Source organism: Brachybacterium timonense, from assembly GCF_900258505.1.
Classification (GTDB): domain Bacteria; phylum Actinomycetota; class Actinomycetes; order Actinomycetales; family Dermabacteraceae; genus Brachybacterium; species Brachybacterium timonense.
Genome location: NZ_LT984895.1, coordinates 2,856,313 through 2,876,310 on the forward strand (window position 1 = coordinate 2,856,313; position 19,998 = coordinate 2,876,310).

A 19,998-nucleotide genomic window follows, 5' to 3' on the forward strand; every position below is an offset into this window, starting at 1 on the left:
GGGATGCTCCTCAGTGTGTGCGCAGCTGTTTGCGCAGGTAGGCGACGGAGACGGCGACGACGATGATGGTCAGGACCACAGCGATGGCGGCTCCTGAACCGGGGCGCTGGAGGACGAAGCTCTGCCAGTACATCGACACCGCCAGGGTCTCGGTGGCGCGGCCCGGTCCGCCGTTGGTGAGCACCCAGATCAGGTCGAAGGACTTCAGGCCGTTGGCGAGGCTGATGCCCATCACGACAGCGGTTGAGGTGCGCAGCTGGGGCACGACGACCAGCCGGAACCGGCGGATCCCATCGACGCCGTCGAGCGCGGCGGCCTCGATGGTCTCTCGCGGAATACCCTGGAGACCGACCAGGTAGAGGATCACGGCCACCCCAGTGGCCTGCCATGAGTTGGCGATGATCAGAGCGATCGTGTTACCGGGCCAGTTCAGGAGCCAGGGCTGGGCGAGGGCGCCGAGGCCGATCCCTCGTAGCAGGGAGTTCAGGGCGCCGGTGTCCTGGAGGACGAAGTTCCACACGACGGCTACGGCGGTCCCCGAGAGTGCGTAGGGCAGGACGATCGCGAGGCGCGCGTACTTGCCCCATGACACAGAGTTGGTCAGGGCGGCGATCGCGAGCCCGAGACCGACGGGGATCACGACGGTGCCCAGCAGCCAGAACAGCGTGTTGATGCTCGAGCGGACGATCACCGGGTCGGTGACCAGGCGGGCGTAGCTGGAGAGACCGGCGAAGGACGGATCCACTACGGCGTCGTCGAGGAAGCTGCGCCCGAACGTAAGGGCGAAAGGGAGTAATGCGAACAACCCCACCAGGAACACAGCCGGGGCGATGAATAGCAGGCGCGGCCTGCCACGGACTATGCGGTCGCGGCGGCGCTGGGCAGAGAGGACGTCACGGCGGTCGGTGACGGAACTCATTGCGTTGCCTCCTGCCAGTAGGACCATTCGGACTCGGCTTTGCGCTGGAGAGATTCGAGGACCGCTCGAGGGTCAGAGGGGTCGGCCATGAAGCCGCCGAGATCCTGCGTCACTCCCACCACCAACGGCGGTGGCGAGTTCTCCCAGTAACGGTTGACGACGTCAAGGTTCTGGTCCCGGATAGTGCTCTGGAGTCGCTGGCTCACGGGGTCGGACCACGTGACTTGCTGGTTCGCACTGGAACCATTGAGGAAGGCGGACCAGGGCTCCTGAACTTCCGGAGCGAGCCAGGAGGCCAGCGCTTCAGTCGCCTCGGCGCGACGCCGAGAGCGCTCCGGAACCACGAGCCCTGCAATCTCCGTGACTACGGTCGGGGAGGAGTCATTCACGGCTGGAAGCAGAAACGCGTCGAATTCGGTCTCGGGCTCCATGCCTGCGAGCTCCATTGACTGGGTGCTCCAGCTAACAGGGGTGGGTTGCATTCCGATGCGGCCTGAGGCGAGCATCGAGGGGAAGTTGTCGCTGACTGAATCCGCGCTCGTATGCAGCCCGTCTCGGATCATCTGCTGCCACAGCTCCATGAGCCCCATTGCCTGATCGTCCAAGAAGGAAGCCTCGTTCTGAGACAGCGCACGATACCAATCGGCGTCATAGGCAGCAGCCAGCATGCTGAACCAGTTCGCCACTGGCCAGATGTTCATCTGAGTTGTCCCGATGGGAGTTACTTCTGCAGCCTTAAGGGCTTGGCATACGTCGAGGAACTCACCCCAAGTTGACGGAGGCACAAGATCAAGTTCCTTGAATACCCTCACGTTGTAGAACATGACGTAGTAGCCCTGAATGAGAGGCATACCAAAAATGCCGCCATCGAACGCAAAGTCTTGACGCATTTCGTCATCGAGCCACCCCGCGCCGACAGAGACCTCCCACGCTGAGCTCATTTCTGCTAGAGCCCCGGTGCGGGCGAGATCACGCATTCGATATCCACTGCCCCACTTGACGAGGTCGGGAGGATCCTGCGTCTGCAACAGAGAACGAATGACCTGCTCATACGAGGATGCATTAGGGATCGTCTGAGGCGATAAACCCCACCCCGTCTTCTGCCGCAACACATCCCCCGCCGCCAGGTACCCTGGCTCCCACGACGCGGCGTCATTGAAAAACTGCAGGTCGCCCGTTTTGTCATCATCTGTCGTGCTGCTGCAGGCGGTAGCGGTCCCAGCCAGTCCCAGGGCGCTAACGGTGGCTAAGAAGCGGCGTCGTCGCATACTTCCTCACTCTTTTCGATCGGTCTACGTCACCGCGAAGCACCTGTGCTGCGCTCATGACATCTTTGTCTTAAGTCTCCGGCTACAGGCGTCGCTTCGCCTAGGCGCCGTCCGGAGCCTCACCCTCGTGAAGTGCGCTCTTGACCTCAACGCTCCTGGCAGGGCAGCCTGACATCGTTGACATATTTTGCCGCCCCTCGCTCCCGCGAAAGAGCACTAGGAGGTCGTCCATGACCCGTCTTCGGCCAGCCACCATCCGCGATGTCGCCCATCGCGCAGGCGTCAGCACGAAGACTGTCTCTCGAGTCATCAACCGTGAGATCTACGTGGCCGAGAGCACCAGAGCACGAGTGCTCAGGGCCATCGAGGTCCTCTCGTATCGCCCAAACCCTGCTGCGCAAAACCTACGGCGGACCACTTCACAGTCAATCGCCGTAGTTGTGGAGGACATTTCCGAGCCATTTGCTGCCGAGGTCACTCTGGCGGTGGAGCACGCTGTTGACGAAGGCACGACCGTGATCGTCTCGTCAAGCATGGGAGATCCCCTGCGCGAGGGAACCATCCTCGCAACACTCGCCGCACGCCAAGTCGACGGAATCATCCTCGCTCCGACTCAGGCGCCGAGGCCGCAACTCCTTCATCGGATGGGGCGTACCGCCGTGGTCTGCGTGGATCGCCCCTTGCCGGGTGAGCCAACCGATGTGGTGTTATCGGATAACGTGCGCGGAATGCAGGAGGCTGTCGAAGCGCTGCTGGAGAAAGGTCATCAGCGGGTTGCCTACTTGGGTGACTCTCCCCGTGTGTTTACTCAGGTTGAGCGGTTGCGCGGATACCGGGCGGCGCTAGCAAACCACGATATCGATTCTGATCCCGCTCTGATCTACGAACACCGACCTGACGTTGAGCGCACACGTCGCCATCTGGCATGGCTCACTAAGCTTCCGAACCCTCCAACCGCCATAGTCTCGGGAAACTCGTTGACCACATTGGCGATGATCCGCGCTGGCTTTAATGCCGGGACTGACTCTTTTATCGGCTTCGATGACTTTCCTCTTGCCGATTTTGTCTGCGGTGGCGTCAGTGTGGTCGCGCAAGACGCCGCCGCTCTCGGGGGTGAGGCGACTCGAACCCTCCTGCGTCGCATAGCGAACGATGCAGCGCCCTTGAAAACCTCGCGCCTCGCGACCCGGCTCGTCCTGCGGTGACGGGCTGTGCCCACACGGGTCCACCCGGGCTGACTGAAGCGTCCTGAGTTTGGTTCCGAGGCTCGGCAGGGAGAATCGGGCCCTTCGGAGTTGAGTGTGGGCGCGCCGAGCGGCGTTGAGCCACGGGGGATTTCCGGATCCCCCGCTCCCCCGACGCACCCACGAACCTGGCCCGTCGGCTGACTCTGGAGGCACCGCGATAACCGAGCTCGCCCGCAGCCTGGTCCGCTTCGCGCCGACCGGCCGCGGAATGTGCATCGAGCCATTCGCCGTGAGCGAGGCCGTCAACCAGTACACGCAAGTGGTCGGCGCCGTCATCGCCACGATGACCACGTGCGCAAGCTTGAATGGGACGGCGGCCCCACCAACCAGCACGACACCACGTTCAGCTCGTCACCCACGGCGTCGTCAGCATCACCGGCGCGCAGCTCGCCGACGACAGTTGCGCGTGAACCGGGTTAACTGACCAGTGCGTCGTTCTGCGCGAGCATGCGATAAGGGTCCGCGCCAGCATTGAACTGACGATCAGCCTCGACTTCGATCTCCCTCAGCGCCTCACGAAATGTCGATGCGGGCAGGTATCGGGACCCGCGCTTCTGCCCGATCTGTTCGAGCACGCCGGCACGCACCAGAGCAGCAAGCTCCCGTGACGCCGTGTTGGCCGAGACGCCCGCAACCTCCCGGTACTGCGCATTGCGCAACGGCCAGCCTTCGAACACCAGCTCCAAAGCCGGTCCGGAGCGTTCAGGCGCCCGTTCCTCAGCGATGAGCGAGTCGACCATTTCAGCGACCCGGTCTCCACGCCACAGTCGCCGCTGGACCGTGATCGCCTGGCGGTAATGGGCGGTGATCATGAACTCGAGCCAGGCGTGCGCATCCTGGCCAGGAGACCACCGACCGCCACCGACCCGGGCGAGGACGTCGTAGTAGTCAGCGGTGTTGCGGCCGAGATACTCCTCCACGGAGACGAAATCCGCCTCCGTGATCCCCGCGCGGAACAGCTGCATCGACTGCAGGATGCGTGACATGCGCCCGTTGCCGTCCGTGAAGGGATGGATCATGACGAGGTTGAGGTGAGCCATCGCCCCGGTGACCACGGCATCCCTCAGCGATTGCGGCGGCTCGCCCAGGGACGCAAGGAGCTCGTCGACGAGCCCGGGCACCACGTCCGCATCCGGCCCGGTGTACGCCGTGCGCTGACGTGCCTCATCGATCACGTAGACGTCGCCCCGGCGGATCTGCCCAGGGCGCTTCGACAGGTCGTACTTCTGCACCATGAAGTGCATGGCAAGCAGTGTGGAGAGATCGAAGGGCCGGCCTTGCTCGCCCGAGAAAATCCGAGCAAAGGTCATCGCATCCGAGTAGCCCTGCACCGCGAGCCACTCCTCAGTGATGCCCTTTTCACCCTCGCCGCCCTCCACGATGGCCAGTGCTTCGTCGGCCGAGACGTTGATGTTCTCGATGCTGTGCGACGCCCTCAGAGCACGGGCGCGCGCTTACCTGGCGAGGGTGCCCTCCCAGCTGCGCGGCCGGGCGAGGTGCAGGCGCGCTCTATCGCGCAGCTCATCGACAGCTGCCAGCACTGCTTCGTCATCCTGCGACAGGCGGGGCGCCCGGAAGATCGCCTTCGGCACCATCAGATAACACCTCCATGTCAGTTAATAACTGACATGGTGATGGTAAGCGACCCTGCCCACGCGCACCAGGTGCGCATGCTTGTCCCGTCAGCCGCTCACGAATCGACAGTCTCCTGCGACATCCTGCCTGGGCCGTCACCACTTCACGCGAGAGCGAGCCCCACGACCACCTGGCCCTGCCGAGCCGCCAGCTGCCTTGTCAGCGCTCGTCGCCACGGCCCGTTTGTCGGACTCCACCCGTACGCTGATCATCACCGAGGGAAGGAGAACGATGTCTGCTGTCGCCCAAGCGCTCACCTACCGTGCTCTCTTCCGTGACCAGAACGCGCTGACCCTGCTGCGCACCGATCACGCACCGCTCACCCTCGGCCTGCTGGGCACCCATCTCGGCGGCGATGTGCGCACCCTACCCGCCGCCGATCTCTACGATCTGCTCGACGAGGACCTCGATGAGCTGCGCCTGCGCGGAATCGACATGCCCCGCACCGCCCAGCAATACTGCGCAGCCTGGGTCCGCGACGGGTTCCTCACCCGGCGGGCGCATCGAGAAGCACGCACCGAGGAGTTCTCCCTCACGGAAAACGCTCATCGCGCCCTGCGCCTGCTCGACCAGGTCAGCACACCCCGTGACGCCGTCACCCGGTCACGGCTCAGTCTCTTGACCGACCGGCTCCTGCAGCTGGCCCGCGACACCGACGATAACCCCGCCGCTGCGATCAGCTCCCTGCGCGCCGAGCAGCGCCGCATCAGCGAGGAGATCGCGGCCATCGAACGTGGCGGCGTCACCCCGATGTCCACAGCCCAGGCGGTCGAAGCTGCCAACGAGCTGTTCGCTCTCGCACTCGACGTCCCCTCCGACTTCGAACGCGTCCGCAGTGAGCTCGATCGCCTGCACAAGCAGTTGCGCGTCGACCTCATCGAGCATGACGGGCCGCAGGGGGAGATCCTGGACCAGCTGTTCCTGGGCGTCGACGCCATCGAACAGTCCGACGCCGGGCAGTCCTTCACCGCCTTCCACTCCCTGCTCATCGATCCCGTTCAGGAGGCCCGCTTCTACAACTCCGTCGATGACCTGTCCACACGCTCGTTCGTGAACACTTTCGGCACTGAACGCATGGCGTACCTGCAGTCCTACCTGCTGCGTCTACGACGGGAATCCTTCCAGGTGCATCACGCCATGCTTGATCTCTCACGGTCGCTGCGCGACTTCGTGCGCACCCGGCAGTTCGAAGAGTTCCGCGAGCTCGCTGACCGGCTGCGCAGGCCCCAGCGCCTGGCCGCCGAGGTCGCCGGTCATGTGCGCGCCCACCAACGACTGGACACACATCTGACCCTCGCCACCTTCACCCCGCGCTCCATCGGCCAGCTGCAGCTGTACTCGCCATCGGAGACGACCGCTGAACTCCCCGAGCCCCCAGCCGACGTCCCCACCGTGGACCTGGAGGCGTTGCGGCAGGCCATCCGCGAATCCGAGATCGACCTGGTGGAGCTGACCCGGAACGTCGACGCATGCCTTGCTCGACGAGGTTGCCCTGTCACCATCGCAGACGTTCTGGCTGACTATCCGGCCACGCAAGGACTCGCCTCCGTAGTCGGTCTGCTCGTCCTGGCCCACCGTCACGGCGAAACCGTCCCACCTGACGAATCCGCTCCCCGCCTACAGGGCGACGCCCCCGGCAGCCCGCCGACACAGACCGTCCGCTGGAGCGTCGTCTCGACAGGCGAGGAACGCACCGCTCGAATCACCGCTCTCCGCTTCACCACCCCTCTGGAACAGGCCGCCCATGGATGACCACGTCCCTGAATCCTCCCGCATCACGCTCTGGCCCGGGGACCCCGGGAGCCTCCCCCTCGATGTCCGTCGCACCTTGATCGCTCTGTTGCGCGGCCCCTACCTGTCGCACCGCAAAGACCCGATTCTCTGGTCGGCTCTGTGCGCTCACGAAACAGTGATCCGCGAACGCCTCGGTGACCTGCTGCTCAGCCTCGCGATCGACGCTGATGCCGAAGTCGCTTTCTGCCGCAACCTCGAACCGGACCCCGATTTCACCGGTACTGTCCCCACCGTCCTGCGCCGCCAGCAGCTGACGTTCGTCGACTCCGCGCTGGTGCTCCATCTACGTCAGCTGCTTCTGCGCGGCGCCGCCCGTGGCGAGCGCGTCATGGTCGGGCTCGACGAGATCACCGCTGCCATGCAGGTCTACGCACCTGCCGCCGGCAACGATGAGGCACTGTTCGCCAAACGTCTCAACGCTGCGATCGATCGAATGCGGAAGTACTCGATTCTTCTGGACACAGACACCGAACAGCGGTGGGAGGTCTCCCCCATCCTCGGGCTGATCCTGACGTCAGAGGAGATCAGCGGCATCGAGGCCGAGTATGAAGAGCTGAAACACACCGGCCAGGAGCCGACGGGCACTGTGGCCGACGAACCGTTGACAGACACCGGCCCAGCCGCGCCCGCGCAGAAGGACGACACAGCATGACGTCTCCAGAGCTGCCGCTGAACGATCACCTCCACCCAGGTCAGATGCGCCTGGCCCGGATCCAGGTCCACAACTGGGGAACATTCGACGGTTCCCACAGCATCGATGTGCCCCGCGCAGGTCTGCTCATCACCGGCGAATCCGGATCCGGGAAATCCTCGCTGCTGGATGCGCTCAGCGCGGTGCTCATGCGCCCCGGCGAGACCCGCTTCAACGCGGCCGCACAGGACGGTCCCAGCGGAGACAAGGACCGCACCCCGCTGAGCTATGTCCGCGGCGCCTACCGCCGCCAGAGCGACGACGAGACCGGTGAGGTGCGTCCCGGCTTTCTGCGGTCAAGCGCCACCGTCTCCGGCATCGCCCTGACCTATACCGACGGACGCGACCGCGTCGTCAGTGCTGTGCGTGTCTTCCACATCGCCGGACGTTCGACAAGCACCTCGGATCTGCGTACCGCGTATCTCCTGCTCCCCCGCGCCGCGGAACTCGTGGAGGTGCTGCGCCTGTGCGCTCATGGGATTGATCTGCGTCGGCTCCGACGTGCGCTTTCCCCCACCGCCGCCAGCACCACCTACCCAGATTTCGGGGCCCATCTGCGCCGTCAGACAGGAATCGGGACAGCCGAAGCGCAGCGGCTGCTGCATCGCACCCAGTCCGCGAAATCGCTGACCTCTCTCGACGATCTTCTGCGCTCCTTCATGCTCACCACGCCGCGAACCTTCGTCCAGGCCGAGGCGGCCGTCGACCAGTTCCGAGCACTTCAGGACGCCCACGCCGCCGTGGTCGACGCCCGTGACCAGATCACGGTGCTGCATCCGCAGCGCGAGGCCTGGCAGGCTCATCGCTCAGCGACGGCTGCCTACGACCAGCTGGTGCGACTTGAGGAGGGCCGGGATGCCTACCGGTACCGCACGCTCCTGGATCTGGCCGAACAGGACCGCCGGCGCCTCATCACCGAACGTCAGGCAGCAACCGCCCGTTTGGAAGCTGCACAGCAGCGCCGCAACGACGCCCGGCACACCGAATCCCGGGCACGCGAGGCACTCCTTCGCGTCGGCGGCAGCCACCTCGAGAGCCTTGACCGCGAGATCCAGCGTGCGAACGATGACCTCGACCGCATCGGCCGTGCCCTCGACCGCCTCCAGCAGTCGTTGGAGGTCATCTCCTCACCACTGCCCACAACACCAGCGGAACTTGCAGCCGCGCAGGATCTCGCGCGCCGCGAACGCGACCGTCTGACTCGCGAAGCACAGGAGCAGATCGATCAGTCCGGGCCGGTCCATGTGGCTCGCGAACAGTCGCGCAACCGAATCGCTGAACTTACGACCGAGATCCGCTCACTGGCGACCCGTCGGTCGAACCTCCCAACCGATCTCGTCACCATCCGCGACCAGATCGCACAGAAGGTCGGCGCCACCCCGTTCGCCCTCCCCTTCGCGGGAGAACTCATGGATGTTCGCGACGCTTCCTGGCAGGGCGCCGTGGAACGGCTCCTGCGGGGATTCGCCACGACGATCCTCGTCCCCGATGATCTGTATCCCCACGTCGCACAGACCGTCGAAGCGACGTTCTGGGGCCGACGGATCGCCTACGAGCGGATGCGGGAACCCCGCCCCGGGGCCGACGAAGGCCGCACCAACGGACGGGTGCTCTCCGTACTCACGCTGGCAGACACCCCCGCCCGGGCCTGGCTGCGGCAACGAATCTCCAGCGGTTTCCCGCATGTCCTCGTCGACACGATCGAGGAGCTGGGCCGCCACGAGAGGGCCCTCACCCGCGGTGGCCAGATCAAGAACCGTGACCACCATGTCAAGGACGATTCCTCCGCCATCACCGACCGCAGCCGGTGGCTCATCGGCACCACCAACGACGCACTCATCGAACTGCGCCGGGATGAGCTGGCCGCTGCACGCGCCGACCTGCAGCGCGCCGATCAGCAGCTAGGAGATCTGGGCAGACAAGGCGAGGTACTGCGCCGACAGATCACGGCCATGGAACAGCTCACCCAGGTCGCGTGGGAAGAGATCGATCGCGTAGGCGTCACCACCCGCCTGGAGGCCCTCACCGCTGAACAGGCACGGCTGCGGGACACCACGTCGGTACGCGACGCAGAGAATCAGCTGCGCGAAGCCAGCGCCGCACTGCACACGGCAGAAGAAGAACAGAACGAGGCTCACGGCATCGTGCGCGACCTCGACCGGGAGATCACTGCAGCCGAGGAGGATCTCGACACCGCCCGCGCAACTCTCGACGGCATCGTGATCGATGACGCGGTGCTCGCCGAGCTCAACCGTCGCGCACTCCGTCACGTCCGGCGCACGATCACTCGCGCAAACCTGCTGGACGTCCTGACCACAGTGAGCAACGAACTACGCAGCGAGATGGACACGCACCGCGGCGTCATACAGCGCACCGAAGGGGAACTCGCGCGGGCACGGGTGCGGTACATGCAGCGCTGGCCGGAGCGATCCGTGAACCTCGTGGACGCCCTCGAGGGCACCCCGGATTTCCTGCGCCTGCTCGAACAGCTCGAACGCGACCGCCTCCCCGAATTCGAGGACCGGTTCCGCCAGCTGCTGCGCACGCAGTCGCAGAACAACATCGGGCAGCTGCGAGCCGAGCTCTCCACCGCGATCCGGGACGTTCACCAGCGTCTCGAACCGGTCAACGCGTCCCTGGCCATGAACGATTTCGATACGAACCGGGGCACTCGCCTACGTCTGGTCGCCCGAGCCAAGCACTCCGACGAGGTCAAGGAGTTCCTCTCCGACCTGCTCCGTATCACCGAAGGTGCATTCCACAGCGAGACAGAGCTCTCCGAAGAAGCGGATGAGCGGTTCGCCAGGATGGACCGACTCATGCGCCGTCTCGGGTCCGTGGAGACCACCGACGTCCAGTGGCGCAAACGGGTCCTCGACTCCCGTCGCCACGTCGAGTTCGAAGCCCAGGAAATGGACCGTGACGGCACCGTGGTCGATATCTATGAAGGAGCCGGTGGCCGCTCCGGAGGCCAGCGGCAGCGACTGGTCACCTTCTGCCTCGCTGCAGCACTGCGCTACCAGCTACCACTGTTGGACGGGCAGATCCCTCAGTACGGGCTGGTCGCACTGGATGAGGCCTTCGACAAGACCGATATGAACTTCACGCGGGCCGGACTGGACGTGTTCCGGTCTTTCGGGTTCCAGATGCTGCTGGCGACGCCGCTCAAGATGCTGCAGACCATCGACGAGTACGTTGGCGGGGCCGTCGTGGTGAGCAACCTCGATGGCAGAGCCTCCCGTCTCGCGGCGGTAACGGTCGCCGACCTCACCGGCGGGGGGGGCCGGACGCGATGAAACCGCCCGCCGATATTCGGGCCACCATTGCCTCCCGATGGAAGCGGTCCGCGGCGGCCTGGCTTGCTCACCCCGATCAGGTCGAGGTCGACGTTCCGCTGCATCCACCATCGGGGACGGGTTTCCTGGCCGATCCCACCGGAGTCGCCTCATGGATCACCAGCTGGTCCAGTGCCTCAGAAGCGACGGCCTCGGGTGTGGTGTGGGAGGAGCGGCGTGTCGCCCAGTTCGGCACTCATCGCCTGCCGACGCGGTGGCGTCGCCACGGTGCCACCGCGGTACGTGCCGCCGCCGACTCACGGACCCGCGAGGAGTGGGGGCGTATGGAGACCCTCCATCGCGCGGCCCTCGAGATGTTCCATGAGGCCTGCGAGGCGGCTGACACCCGCGGTAGGGCAGCCGAAGAGCCCGCTGGCCGTGTTGAGACACCGGCCGCGCCCGAGCGCCTGGCCGCGGCACTGGTCAGGCACCGAGCACGCTGGCTGCAGCTGGATGATGACAACGCTCGTCTTGTCCTGCATGCGGCCGGCTGGTTCCTCGTGAACCCCGACAGTGGCCTGCGGATACGCCAGGTCCCGCTGGAAGGGATGCACACCAAGTGGTTAGCGCAGCACCAAGCGCTCGTGCGTAGCCTGATCGCGGCCATACGTGCGGACGGGGATAGCGGGCTCGGTCTCGCCCAGCCCTCGCGCTTCCATGACGTCGTGCTCTTGGACCCCGCGCTGCGCTGTGCAGAGTCCGGAGAGCGGCCGTGTCTACCTCGGGCGATGCGCTTGGATGTGCATGCTCTGCAGGACCTGGAACTCCATCCGCGAGCGGTCATCATCTGCGAGAACTCCGAGACGACCCAGGTGCTGCCCGACCTGTCAGGTGCCGTGGCCCTCAGCGGCGATGGGTACGCCCTCAGCGTGCTCGAGGTGCCGTGGGTGCAGGATTCCCCGGTTCTCTACTGGGGAGACATCGACACCGACGGTCTGCAGATCTTGGACCGCGCCCGCAACCACCATCAGCGCATCACGTCGGTCCTCATGGACCGTGCCACCCTTGCACGGTTCGACGCCATGACCGGTCATATCGCACCCGTCGCGCCCGCAGCGACCACTCAGCTCACAGCCGATGAGCGCGCGCTGTACGAGGACGTGGCCCGCCTCGGTACACGGTTGGAGCAGGAACGGATCGAGCTCGGGTATGCCGTTGACGTTCTACGACGGGAGCTCGCTCGCGTTGCCGGGGCCTGACCTGAGCGCACCACGGTTCCGCCATGCATCAGGGCGTTTGCCCGGACGAGCTTGTCCACTGCGCGACGGACCGCAGCGAAACCTACCACGCTGACCCTCGGGCGATCGGCCGTAGCCCGAAAGGTGTCCCAGGCTATTCACCGCGAATGCCCCGCGGTCGATCCGACCGCGATCACTCCACGACGTCGATGCCCGCGCCGTCCTTGCAGATCGCGGTGACGCGCAGAGTCCCGTACGACGGGATCTCGATGGTGTCGCCGACGACGTACTTCGCTGCCTTACCGGTGCCCCGGCCCCCTTCGGGCTTGGGGTCCACCATCCAGGAGAGGTTCACGAACGGCGGTTCGGCGGTGGCGTCGAAGGAATACATCTCGAGCTCGGCCCGCACACCGTCGGCTGTCTCCGGGAGCGCGGGATCAGTGCCGCGGGTGCCGCCGATCAGGCGATAGGGGGAGTCTGCGCACATGGTCGCTCCTTCGTCGTCGGCCGTTTCCTGCTGGTCGCCGCTGATTGGTACGGGGTCCTCGCTAGCCAGGCCGCACCCGGACAGCGGCAGCGCGACAAGAGAGCCGGCTGCAAGGACTGCTATTCGCTCTCTCATCACTGTCCTTCGAACCGGGAGCCGCGACGGATGCACATGTCGAGCTCGCTCTCCGCGATCACCAGTGGCTCCGCATGCGGACCCGAAGGGATGACGAACTCATCGTGCTTCTCGCACGAACGCGGCGAAGACGATGAGCGACGCAGCATGCGCAGAACTCCACACACGCACGATGTGGCACCGGGATTCAGTCGCCTTAGTACTGCGCGACATGCTTCCTCCCGGCCTCCCGGGGGCGCATCCGAAGACACTTCCGGGCAGTTGCCACACGCACCATAGCTCACCACCGGACCAGACTCTCCCCGCGCGCCAGCAGTCGATACGGGTCCACTGCGACCAGAAAGAACTTCTCCGGCTCCACCCGAAGAGTCGCCAGTCTCCCGCGGATGCTCTGCTTGCACATACCGCGCGCCACGCTTGTGCCCACCTGCTCGAGCACTCCTGCTTGTACCAGCGCCGCGGGCGGGCGAGATACGCCGACAACTGCCTGCGCAGCTGCTCCAGGGCGTCGAGCAGTGCCTGGCGGTCACGGTTCAACGCCGGAGTCGCGATGATCGAGGTCCCGGCGGTGCGCATAACACCCCTCACGTCAGTTGATAACTGATGTGGCGAACTATTGCAGCCAACGTGGCCCAGGGCGAGCCCCGTCGGCCCGCCGTGCTTCGCACCCCAGCAAACAGGTCGGCGGCGGAGCGTCGCCCACCTCACTCCCCCATCAGCGCCACCGGGGTCACCCGGCGCAGCCGCAGCGCCGCCAGCCAGGTCACGGCCAGCACCACCGCCACCATGCCCACAGCGCTGCCGGCCACCGCGAGTGGGGACAGGGACAGGTCCATTTTCACCATGCCGATCGTCCCGAAGGCTGCGCTGATCAACGGGTTCATGCTGACTGCGCCGACGGTGGCGCCCAGCAGCGCCGCCAGCAGCACCACCGGCAGGTACGTCCAGATGATCTGGGAGACGAGGTCCGCAGTGGTGAAGCCCAGCGCCTTCTTCACCCCGAGCACGCCCTGGGACTGCACGATCATGGTGGTCACCACGAGCGCTGCCACGAGCACCACCGCGAACACCGTCAGCGACACGATCACCCCGGCGAGCAGCGTGATCATCGCAAAGTATCCGCCGAGCATGATGCGCACCGAGTCCGTGGAGGACTCCACCAGCTGCACCCGGTTCCCGAGCCGTTCCGTGAGGTCAGCGACCACAGCATCGATGTCAAGCCCGGGGGCGACACTGGCCGCGACCATCGCGGGCCGGTGGCCCGGGTCGAGGCGGTGCATGCCGTCCGTGGTGAAGGACAGGGTGCGGCCCAGGTTCCGCCCAGTGGACATGATCCCGGTGACCACGTACTCGGCGCTGCGTCCCGTCGAGGTGACGGTGTGCACGTCCCCCACCTGCAGGTCGAGCGCGCGGGCGGCGCTCGCCCCAACCACCATCTCGTTCTCATGCAGCGGGTAGCGTCCCTCGGTCAGGGAATCGGTGCTCCACACGCTGTAGTCATCCGTCACGGACACCACGTACGGATCGCCGTCGATCATCTGGCCGTCCCAGGAGATGCCGTACGGGTCCTCGATGCCCGGCGTGTCCCGGATGATGCGCATGACCTCGTCGGTGTCGGATATCGCCGACAGCCCCACGGTGACATCCTCGACGTCACCCACGACCATGCGGCTGAACGCCTGCGTGTCGCCGGTCAGGCTGGAGGCCATGCCGAGCGCGATCACGGGCGCGGCGGTGAGCAGTGTGATCGTCACCAGCAGCAGGAGGCTCTGCGCAGGCTGCTGCAGCAGGGTCTTCACACCCAGCAGCATGTTCAACGGCCCCCGCGCGGTGGCGAGCGGCAGGTGATCAATGCGGCGCGAATGGGTGGCGGTGCCGCCGCGCAGAGCCGCGACCGTGGTCACCTGGCGCACACGCAGCGCTCCCAGCAGCGCGAACACCAGCACAGCACCGGTGAGCAGTGCGAGGGTGAGCGCGGTGGCGGGCGGGCTGAACGGCGCCTGCCAGTCGATTCCGGACTGGGCGGCGAGCGCATCGGCCACCCATGGCAGCATCAGGTGCGACACGCCCACTCCCATCGTCGAGGCCACCAGGGCGGTGCCGCCGAAGACGATCAGCAGGTGCCCGATGACCTGGGCGGTGGTGAAGCCTGCGGCGCGCAGCACCCCGAATGCCGTCATATCGCGAGTGACCAGGTTCGCCATGACGAACCGCATGATCACGAGCGCGACCACGACGATCACCGCGGCAAGCACCAGGAACACCATCGTGAACAGTTCCGCGCCGAGCGCGGCGCTGCCCCGGGTGAGCACGTTGCGGTTCGCGCCCCAGGTCACGCGTGCGGAGACGCCGGACTGCTCGCTCGCCTCATCGACAGCGCCGACGGCGGCGTCATACACCGCGCCCTCGCCGCGCAGATCGGCCACGAGCGCAGGTTCGAGCCCTGGTACGAGCGGTTCATCCAGCGGATGGTCGACCGCGAAGTACAGCATCCCCATGGCCGTGGAAGCACCGAAGAGATCTTCGTAGAAGCCCTGGATGTGGAAGGTGACAGAGCCCTCCGGGGTGGTCAGCGTGATCGGGTCGCCGACGGCATAGTTCTCGGAGTAGAGCAGCAGGGCGGGCGCCCAGATCGGGTTCTCGACCGCCTCATCCGCTTCGGCGACCACGGTGCGCGATCCCATCTTCGGATCCTCGCCGCGGTCGAACACCGTGATGTTGATCGGCAGTTCGGAGCCGTCATAGTCGAAGGTGACCAGGCCGGTCTGGGCGTCGATCACGTCGAGCTCATGGATCTGCTCTTGGCTCTGCAGCGCGGCCGTAAGCAGTTCGCGCAGATGCCCGAGCGCATCTGGGGCGGCGTCGGCGACCAACACCACTGTGTCATCCGGGGAGCGGTCCGCGGTGGCGCGGGCCTCCAGGGAGTCGAGGTACGTGAAGGCCAGCACCATCGCGGTGTTCGTCAGGAGCGCTGCGATCAGGGTGAGCAGACCGAGGGTGGCCACTTGGCCGCGGCGCAGGCGCAGTTGGCGGCGCACCAGGGGGAGCAGGGCACGCATCCTCACCACCCCATCTCGGCAAGGAAATCATTGACAGTGGCCAGGCGGTCCTCGCTCTCCATCTCGAAGCGCGGCAGGTCCAGGTGTCCTCGCAGGGAGCCGTCGCGCAGATACCAGATGCGGTCCGCGCGGGCGGCGGTGCGCGGGTCGTGCGTGACCATGACGATGCTCTGGCCGCCGTGATGCACACGGCTGAGCAGGTCGAGCACGACACGGGAGTACTCAGAGTTCAGCTGGCCAGTGGGTTCGTCGGCGAACACGACGGCTGGGGAGGCGATCAGGCTGCGCACGATGCCGACGCGCTGCGCCTCGCCGCCGGAGAGCATGGAGGGGAACTTCCGCTGGTCGCGCGGACCCAGCCCCACCATGTCGAACAGCTCGTCGGCGCGGGCGAGGATCTCGCGGCGCGGTCGACCGGTGAGCAGCCCGACGGTCAGCACGTTGTCACGAACACTGAGGGAATCCAGCAGGTGGATCTGCTGGAACACGAACCCGCAGTGGTCCCGGCGGAAGCGGGCGAGCTGATCCTCGCTGCGGCCGGAAATCTCGGTGCCGTCCACGGTGACGGTGCCGAGAGTGGGCCGATCCATGCCGGACAGTGCGTACAGCAACGTGGACTTGCCCGAGCCTGAGGGGCCCATGATCACGGTGAAGCTGCCGCGATCGATGTCAAGGTCGATGTTCTTCAGCACATGTTGCTGGGTGCCGCCGTGGGAGAACGTCTTGGACAGCAGCCGCGCTGTGATCACTGGGTCAGTGCCGGCGGCAGCCCGGGCGGCGTCGTCGGGAGTTGAGGAGACGGTCGCAGTCGTGGAGCTCATGGCCATCACGCTATGCAGGCACTGCCCACACGTCGCTGACCGATTCCCTACGAAAGTCCTAACGCCACGGCGTCCGTCACTCACGCCAGCGGCACATCGAGGTCGACCACGAGACCGCCACCGGGACGGTTGCGCACAGCGAGCGCGCCGCCCATGCGCTCCATCAAGTGCGCGGCGGTGAACAGGCCGAGCCCGCTGCCGGGCACCTGCTCTGCGGCGCTGCCGCGGACGCCGCGCCCCAGGATCAGGCCGAGCTCATCCTCGGGCACCCCGGGCCCCGTATCGGCGAGGCTCATCCGCAGCAGGTCGCCCTGACGTTCGAAGCTCACCTCGACACCGCTGCGGGCGTGCTTGTGGGCGTTGGATATGACGTTGTCGATCACCTGCTGCATGCGCCGCGGGTCGATCTGCACCAGGAGGGCAGGCGGTTCCTCCATGCGGGAGGGGGCATCCACCACTGCGTGGTGCACCATCTGCGCGAGCTGCGCGGCCGGAACGGTCTCGGGTTGCACTGGAAGAGCGGAGAGCTGATCACGGTTTGCCACAAATAGGTCCGTGACCAGGGCGTCCATCTGTGCGGCTTTGCGGGCCACCACGTCGAGGCGGTCGCGGGTGGTCGCGTCGTGGGTGCCCAGCTGCAGCAGCTCCACGGTCGCGGCGATCGACGCGACGGGGGTGCGGACGTCGTGGGAGAGCTGCGCGAGGATCGTGCGGGTGTCCTCACGGGCCTGCTCTTCGGCTGCACGCGCAGCCGCGAGCTCGGTGCGCATGAGGTCGAAGCTCTCGGTCCAGGCGCCGAACACATTGCCATGGTCCATGTCCAGCGGAGCATCCAGGTGCCCGGAGGCGACGTCCTGCGCGAACCCCTGCAGGCGGCGGAACGGCGCGAGGACGCGTCGGTCGAGCACCAGCACAGTCACGACAGCGATCGCGAGGATGACGAGCACACCGAGCGTGGCGGCTAGGCGGGACCGGATGATCGCGTCCCGCACCGCCGCGACCGCTCCGGGGTCGGTGGCGTGCACAGTGCCCAGCACGGTGCCATCCTGCGCGGTGATCGGCAGCGCCAGGGCGCGGGCGGCGAGCACTTCCTGCACGGTCACGATCGGCGGACCGGTTGCGTGCAGCACCGCCCCGTCGGCGTCCACCACGGTGACCTGTGTTCCGGGTGGCAGCGGCATGACGCTCGCCGTGCCGGCATCGCCGCGCAGCGCCGCATCCACCGCCTCCGCAACGATCCGCGCATCCGGCTCCGCGGCCTCGCTTACGCTGGCAGGTGCCTCGCGCCCGTTCCCCCAGGCGTCGGCGAGCTGGTGCGCGAGGTGGTTCAGCTCGCCGACGGGCGGGCGCGGCGCCTTGGTCTGGGCGGGCCACCACAGTGCGCTGAGCACTGCGGCGGCGGTGGCGGCGAGCAGGAGCACGGTGACGTGGAGAGTTCTCATCGTCGCCTCGACGTGCTGCACCGGGCTGCCGGAGACGCAGGCTCAGTGCGCATCGGCATCGAACAGGTAGCCACGGCCCCACACCGTGCGAATGTAGGTGGGCTGGTCAGGGTCAGGTTCGATACGGGCGCGCAGGCGGCGCACGTGCACGGTGAGCGTGCCGTCGGAGGCGTCGGGCTCACCCCAGACGTCGTCGAACAGCTCCTGCTTGGTGACGACGCGGCCGCGGTGCCGCACGAGATGGCGCAGCAGTCTGTCCTCCATCGCAGGCAGCACGATCTCCCGGCCATCCAGCCAGGTGCGTCCGGACTCCTCCACACGCAGGCGACCATCGTCGAACGAGGCCGATGGCTGCTCCTGCTCCTCCTGTCCCCGGGCGAGAATCCGACGGATCTTCGCCAGCAGCACGGCGAGGGAAAACGGCTTAGTGATGTAGTCGTCCCCGCCCACACCCAGGGCGAGCACCTGGTCGTCGTCGGTGCCGCGGGCGGACAGGAACAGGATCGGCACCTGGCTGCGTGTGCGCACCTGACGGGTGAAGCGGAAGCCGTTCATGCCCGGTAGGTTCACGTCCAGCACCACGACGGCGGGGGCGAGCTCGTCGAGCCGTTCCAGAGCAACCTCCGCGGTGCCGACGCCGACAGCACTGAGGTCGAAAGCGCTCAGGTACTCGACGATGGAGTCGACGATCGCTGCTTCATCGTCGACGACGAGAACATCGACACCCATGCGCTCCTCAGCTCCCTTCTCTCAATCCTCAGCACCCTGGGGATCGGCGCCGTCCTCATCCGCGTCCCCAGCGGCGAGCGGATCGTCGGCCGGTGCGCCAAGCGCCACTCCCGCCTCGCGGTACAGGCGGCTAAATTCGCGTGCCGTGTCCGGGCCGATCATGAGGCGCAGCACCGGGGAGACTTCGTAGGAATCACCCTGCTCATCCAGCAGCCCGGCACGCTGGATCTTCGCGATCGAGGCGCGGACCTCCTTGGCGAAACCAGCCTCATCGGTGGAGGCGGTGCGGCGGTAGGCGGCAAGAGCCTGCTGGATCTCCGCCTCGTTCACCACTGCCCGCTGGCCACGGGAAGACTGAGTCAGCAGCATCTGACGCAGCACCAGCAGCAGCACACTATCCAGACGGTTCAGACCGGTCAGACGACGCAGCAGCTTCGGGGCGTCTGCATCGTCCTCGCTCTGACGCAGGAACGCCACTTGTGCGTCGTCGTCGACCACGAGCTCGAGGTACAGATCCGCGAGGCGCGCTTCGATCGCGGCGCGGTCACGCAGCAGCTGCGCGTACCGCTGGGGGTCTTTGCGCCCGTCGAGGAACGGGCCCTGCAACAGCGCCACCAGCACGCGGCGGGAGTCATCGACCAGGGCACCGAGCATCGCCGACGGGGCCGCGTGAGTGTCGGCCGTCTCTTCGTCGGTGTTCGTCTCACCTGCGGCTGCTGAGGTGAACGGGCCGCGGCGGGCGGGATCGTGCTGGGCGGTGCTGTCGGGCTGCCCAGTGCGGGCAGGATCGCCGCTGGGCCTGGCCGGGTTCGAGGAGCTGGTCACCCGACGAGCCTACCGGTCTGCCGACGCTACATTCCCGGCAGGCGTGGCGCGCCACGGCCCGACTGTCCACACAGGAGAGCTCCCCATCGCCGACTGTCCTCTCCCCGACTTCGACAAGCTCCTCGACGTTCTCGCCGGAGTTCCCCATCGCCGCGCAGCCTCGCCCCTGGTTGGATGAACTGCACGGAGCTCCATGAGAGGACACCGATGGTTTTCTGCGACGCTGATGCTCATGCATGATCATCACGGCACCCCACTGGCCCGTCGCGCTCTGCTCGCCGCCCTGCCACTTGTGGCCCTGGGCGGCTGCGGCCAACGCACGACGCCGCTACCTGCCCGCGACACCAACTGCGGCTGACATCTCGTTGGGAACACCGGGCGCAGACCGCACGTGACAGGGGCGCCAACCGTTGTCGTCAGCGCCCCCATCACC

The 19,998-nt window shown here is 66.4% G+C and carries 16 protein-coding genes; 6 read left to right on the forward strand and 10 right to left on the reverse strand.

The features are described 5' to 3' along the window. Positions 1-10: 10 nt before the first annotated feature. Both C8271_RS12750 and C8271_RS12755 read right to left on the reverse strand, forming a co-directional pair. The gene (locus C8271_RS12750; protein WP_212591350.1) at positions 11-919 is read right to left on the reverse strand and encodes a carbohydrate ABC transporter permease; all 909 of its coding nucleotides are present in this window, start codon (positions 917-919) and stop codon (positions 11-13) included. After that, entirely contained in the window at positions 916-2,187 is a 1,272-nt protein-coding gene (locus tag C8271_RS12755; RefSeq protein ID WP_106507607.1) for an ABC transporter substrate-binding protein, read from the reverse strand. Before C8271_RS12755 ends, C8271_RS12750 begins: the two co-directional genes overlap by 4 nt. 230 nt (positions 2,188-2,417) lie before the next feature. Between C8271_RS12755 and C8271_RS12760 the strand changes: the two genes are divergently transcribed. After that, on the forward strand, positions 2,418-3,392 hold the full coding sequence (locus C8271_RS12760) for a LacI family DNA-binding transcriptional regulator (protein WP_106507608.1): 975 nt from the start codon (positions 2,418-2,420) through the stop codon (positions 3,390-3,392). A 458-nt stretch (positions 3,393-3,850) separates the two neighbouring features. On the opposite strand, the gene C8271_RS12765 is transcribed toward C8271_RS12760, so the two are convergent. Together C8271_RS12765 and C8271_RS13905 are read right to left on the reverse strand one after the other, a co-directional pair. Further along, complete coding sequence (locus tag C8271_RS12765; protein WP_106507609.1) at positions 3,851-4,813, reverse strand: Fic family protein; 963 nt, start codon at positions 4,811-4,813, stop codon at positions 3,851-3,853. 75 nt (positions 4,814-4,888) lie between these two features. Then, positions 4,889-5,029, reverse strand: coding sequence for a hypothetical protein (locus tag C8271_RS13905; RefSeq protein ID WP_170957896.1), 141 nt, complete (start codon positions 5,027-5,029; stop codon positions 4,889-4,891). Positions 5,030-5,300: 271 nt separating this feature from the next. Between C8271_RS13905 and C8271_RS12770 the strand changes: the two genes are divergently transcribed. From C8271_RS12770 to C8271_RS12785, 4 genes are read left to right on the forward strand one after another with little or no spacing between them, the layout of a single operon-like run. Next, positions 5,301-6,821, forward strand: coding sequence for a DUF3375 domain-containing protein (locus C8271_RS12770; RefSeq protein ID WP_106507610.1), 1,521 nt, complete (start codon positions 5,301-5,303; stop codon positions 6,819-6,821). Next, positions 6,814-7,515, forward strand: coding sequence for a DUF4194 domain-containing protein (locus C8271_RS12775; RefSeq protein WP_106507611.1), 702 nt, complete (start codon positions 6,814-6,816; stop codon positions 7,513-7,515). Before C8271_RS12770 ends, C8271_RS12775 begins: the two co-directional genes overlap by 8 nt. Beyond that, entirely contained in the window at positions 7,512-10,850 is a 3,339-nt protein-coding gene (locus tag C8271_RS12780) for an ATP-binding protein (RefSeq protein WP_106507612.1), read from the forward strand. The genes C8271_RS12775 and C8271_RS12780 overlap by 4 nt, the downstream gene beginning before the upstream one ends. Continuing rightward, positions 10,847-12,088 (forward strand): Wadjet anti-phage system protein JetD domain-containing protein, encoded by a 1,242-nt coding sequence (locus tag C8271_RS12785; protein WP_106507613.1) that lies wholly within the window; start codon positions 10,847-10,849, stop codon positions 12,086-12,088. The genes C8271_RS12780 and C8271_RS12785 overlap by 4 nt, the downstream gene beginning before the upstream one ends. A gap of 172 nt (positions 12,089-12,260) precedes the next feature. Here C8271_RS12785 and C8271_RS12790 read toward each other — a convergent pair whose 3' ends face one another. From C8271_RS12790 to C8271_RS12820, 6 genes are all read right to left on the reverse strand, one after another. Next, positions 12,261-12,689 (reverse strand): hypothetical protein, encoded by a 429-nt coding sequence (locus C8271_RS12790; protein ID WP_138774579.1) that lies wholly within the window; start codon positions 12,687-12,689, stop codon positions 12,261-12,263. Between the two features lie 704 nt (positions 12,690-13,393). Then, positions 13,394-15,748 carry an ABC transporter permease gene (locus tag C8271_RS12795; RefSeq protein WP_138774580.1) on the reverse strand — a complete coding sequence of 785 codons (2,355 nt, stop codon included), beginning with the start codon at positions 15,746-15,748 and terminating at the stop codon, positions 13,394-13,396. A gap of 2 nt (positions 15,749-15,750) precedes the next feature. Beyond that, a complete protein-coding gene (locus tag C8271_RS12805) occupies positions 15,751-16,569 on the reverse strand; it encodes an ABC transporter ATP-binding protein (RefSeq protein ID WP_170957897.1) in 819 nt (272 codons plus the stop codon). 80 nt (positions 16,570-16,649) lie between these two features. Next, positions 16,650-18,011 carry a HAMP domain-containing sensor histidine kinase gene (locus tag C8271_RS12810; RefSeq protein WP_138774581.1) on the reverse strand — a complete coding sequence of 454 codons (1,362 nt, stop codon included), beginning with the start codon at positions 18,009-18,011 and terminating at the stop codon, positions 16,650-16,652. Between the two features lie 42 nt (positions 18,012-18,053). Next, a complete protein-coding gene (locus tag C8271_RS12815; protein WP_106507619.1) occupies positions 18,054-18,740 on the reverse strand; it encodes a response regulator transcription factor in 687 nt (228 codons plus the stop codon). 21 nt (positions 18,741-18,761) lie between these two features. Beyond that, the gene (locus C8271_RS12820) at positions 18,762-19,565 is read right to left on the reverse strand and encodes a DUF4194 domain-containing protein (RefSeq protein ID WP_245921141.1); all 804 of its coding nucleotides are present in this window, start codon (positions 19,563-19,565) and stop codon (positions 18,762-18,764) included. Positions 19,566-19,797: 232 nt separating this feature from the next. Here C8271_RS12820 and C8271_RS14320 point away from each other — a divergent pair, with 232 nt between their 5' ends. Then, the gene (locus tag C8271_RS14320; RefSeq protein WP_281260367.1) at positions 19,798-19,923 is read left to right on the forward strand and encodes a hypothetical protein; all 126 of its coding nucleotides are present in this window, start codon (positions 19,798-19,800) and stop codon (positions 19,921-19,923) included. Positions 19,924-19,998: the final 75 nt, after the last annotated feature.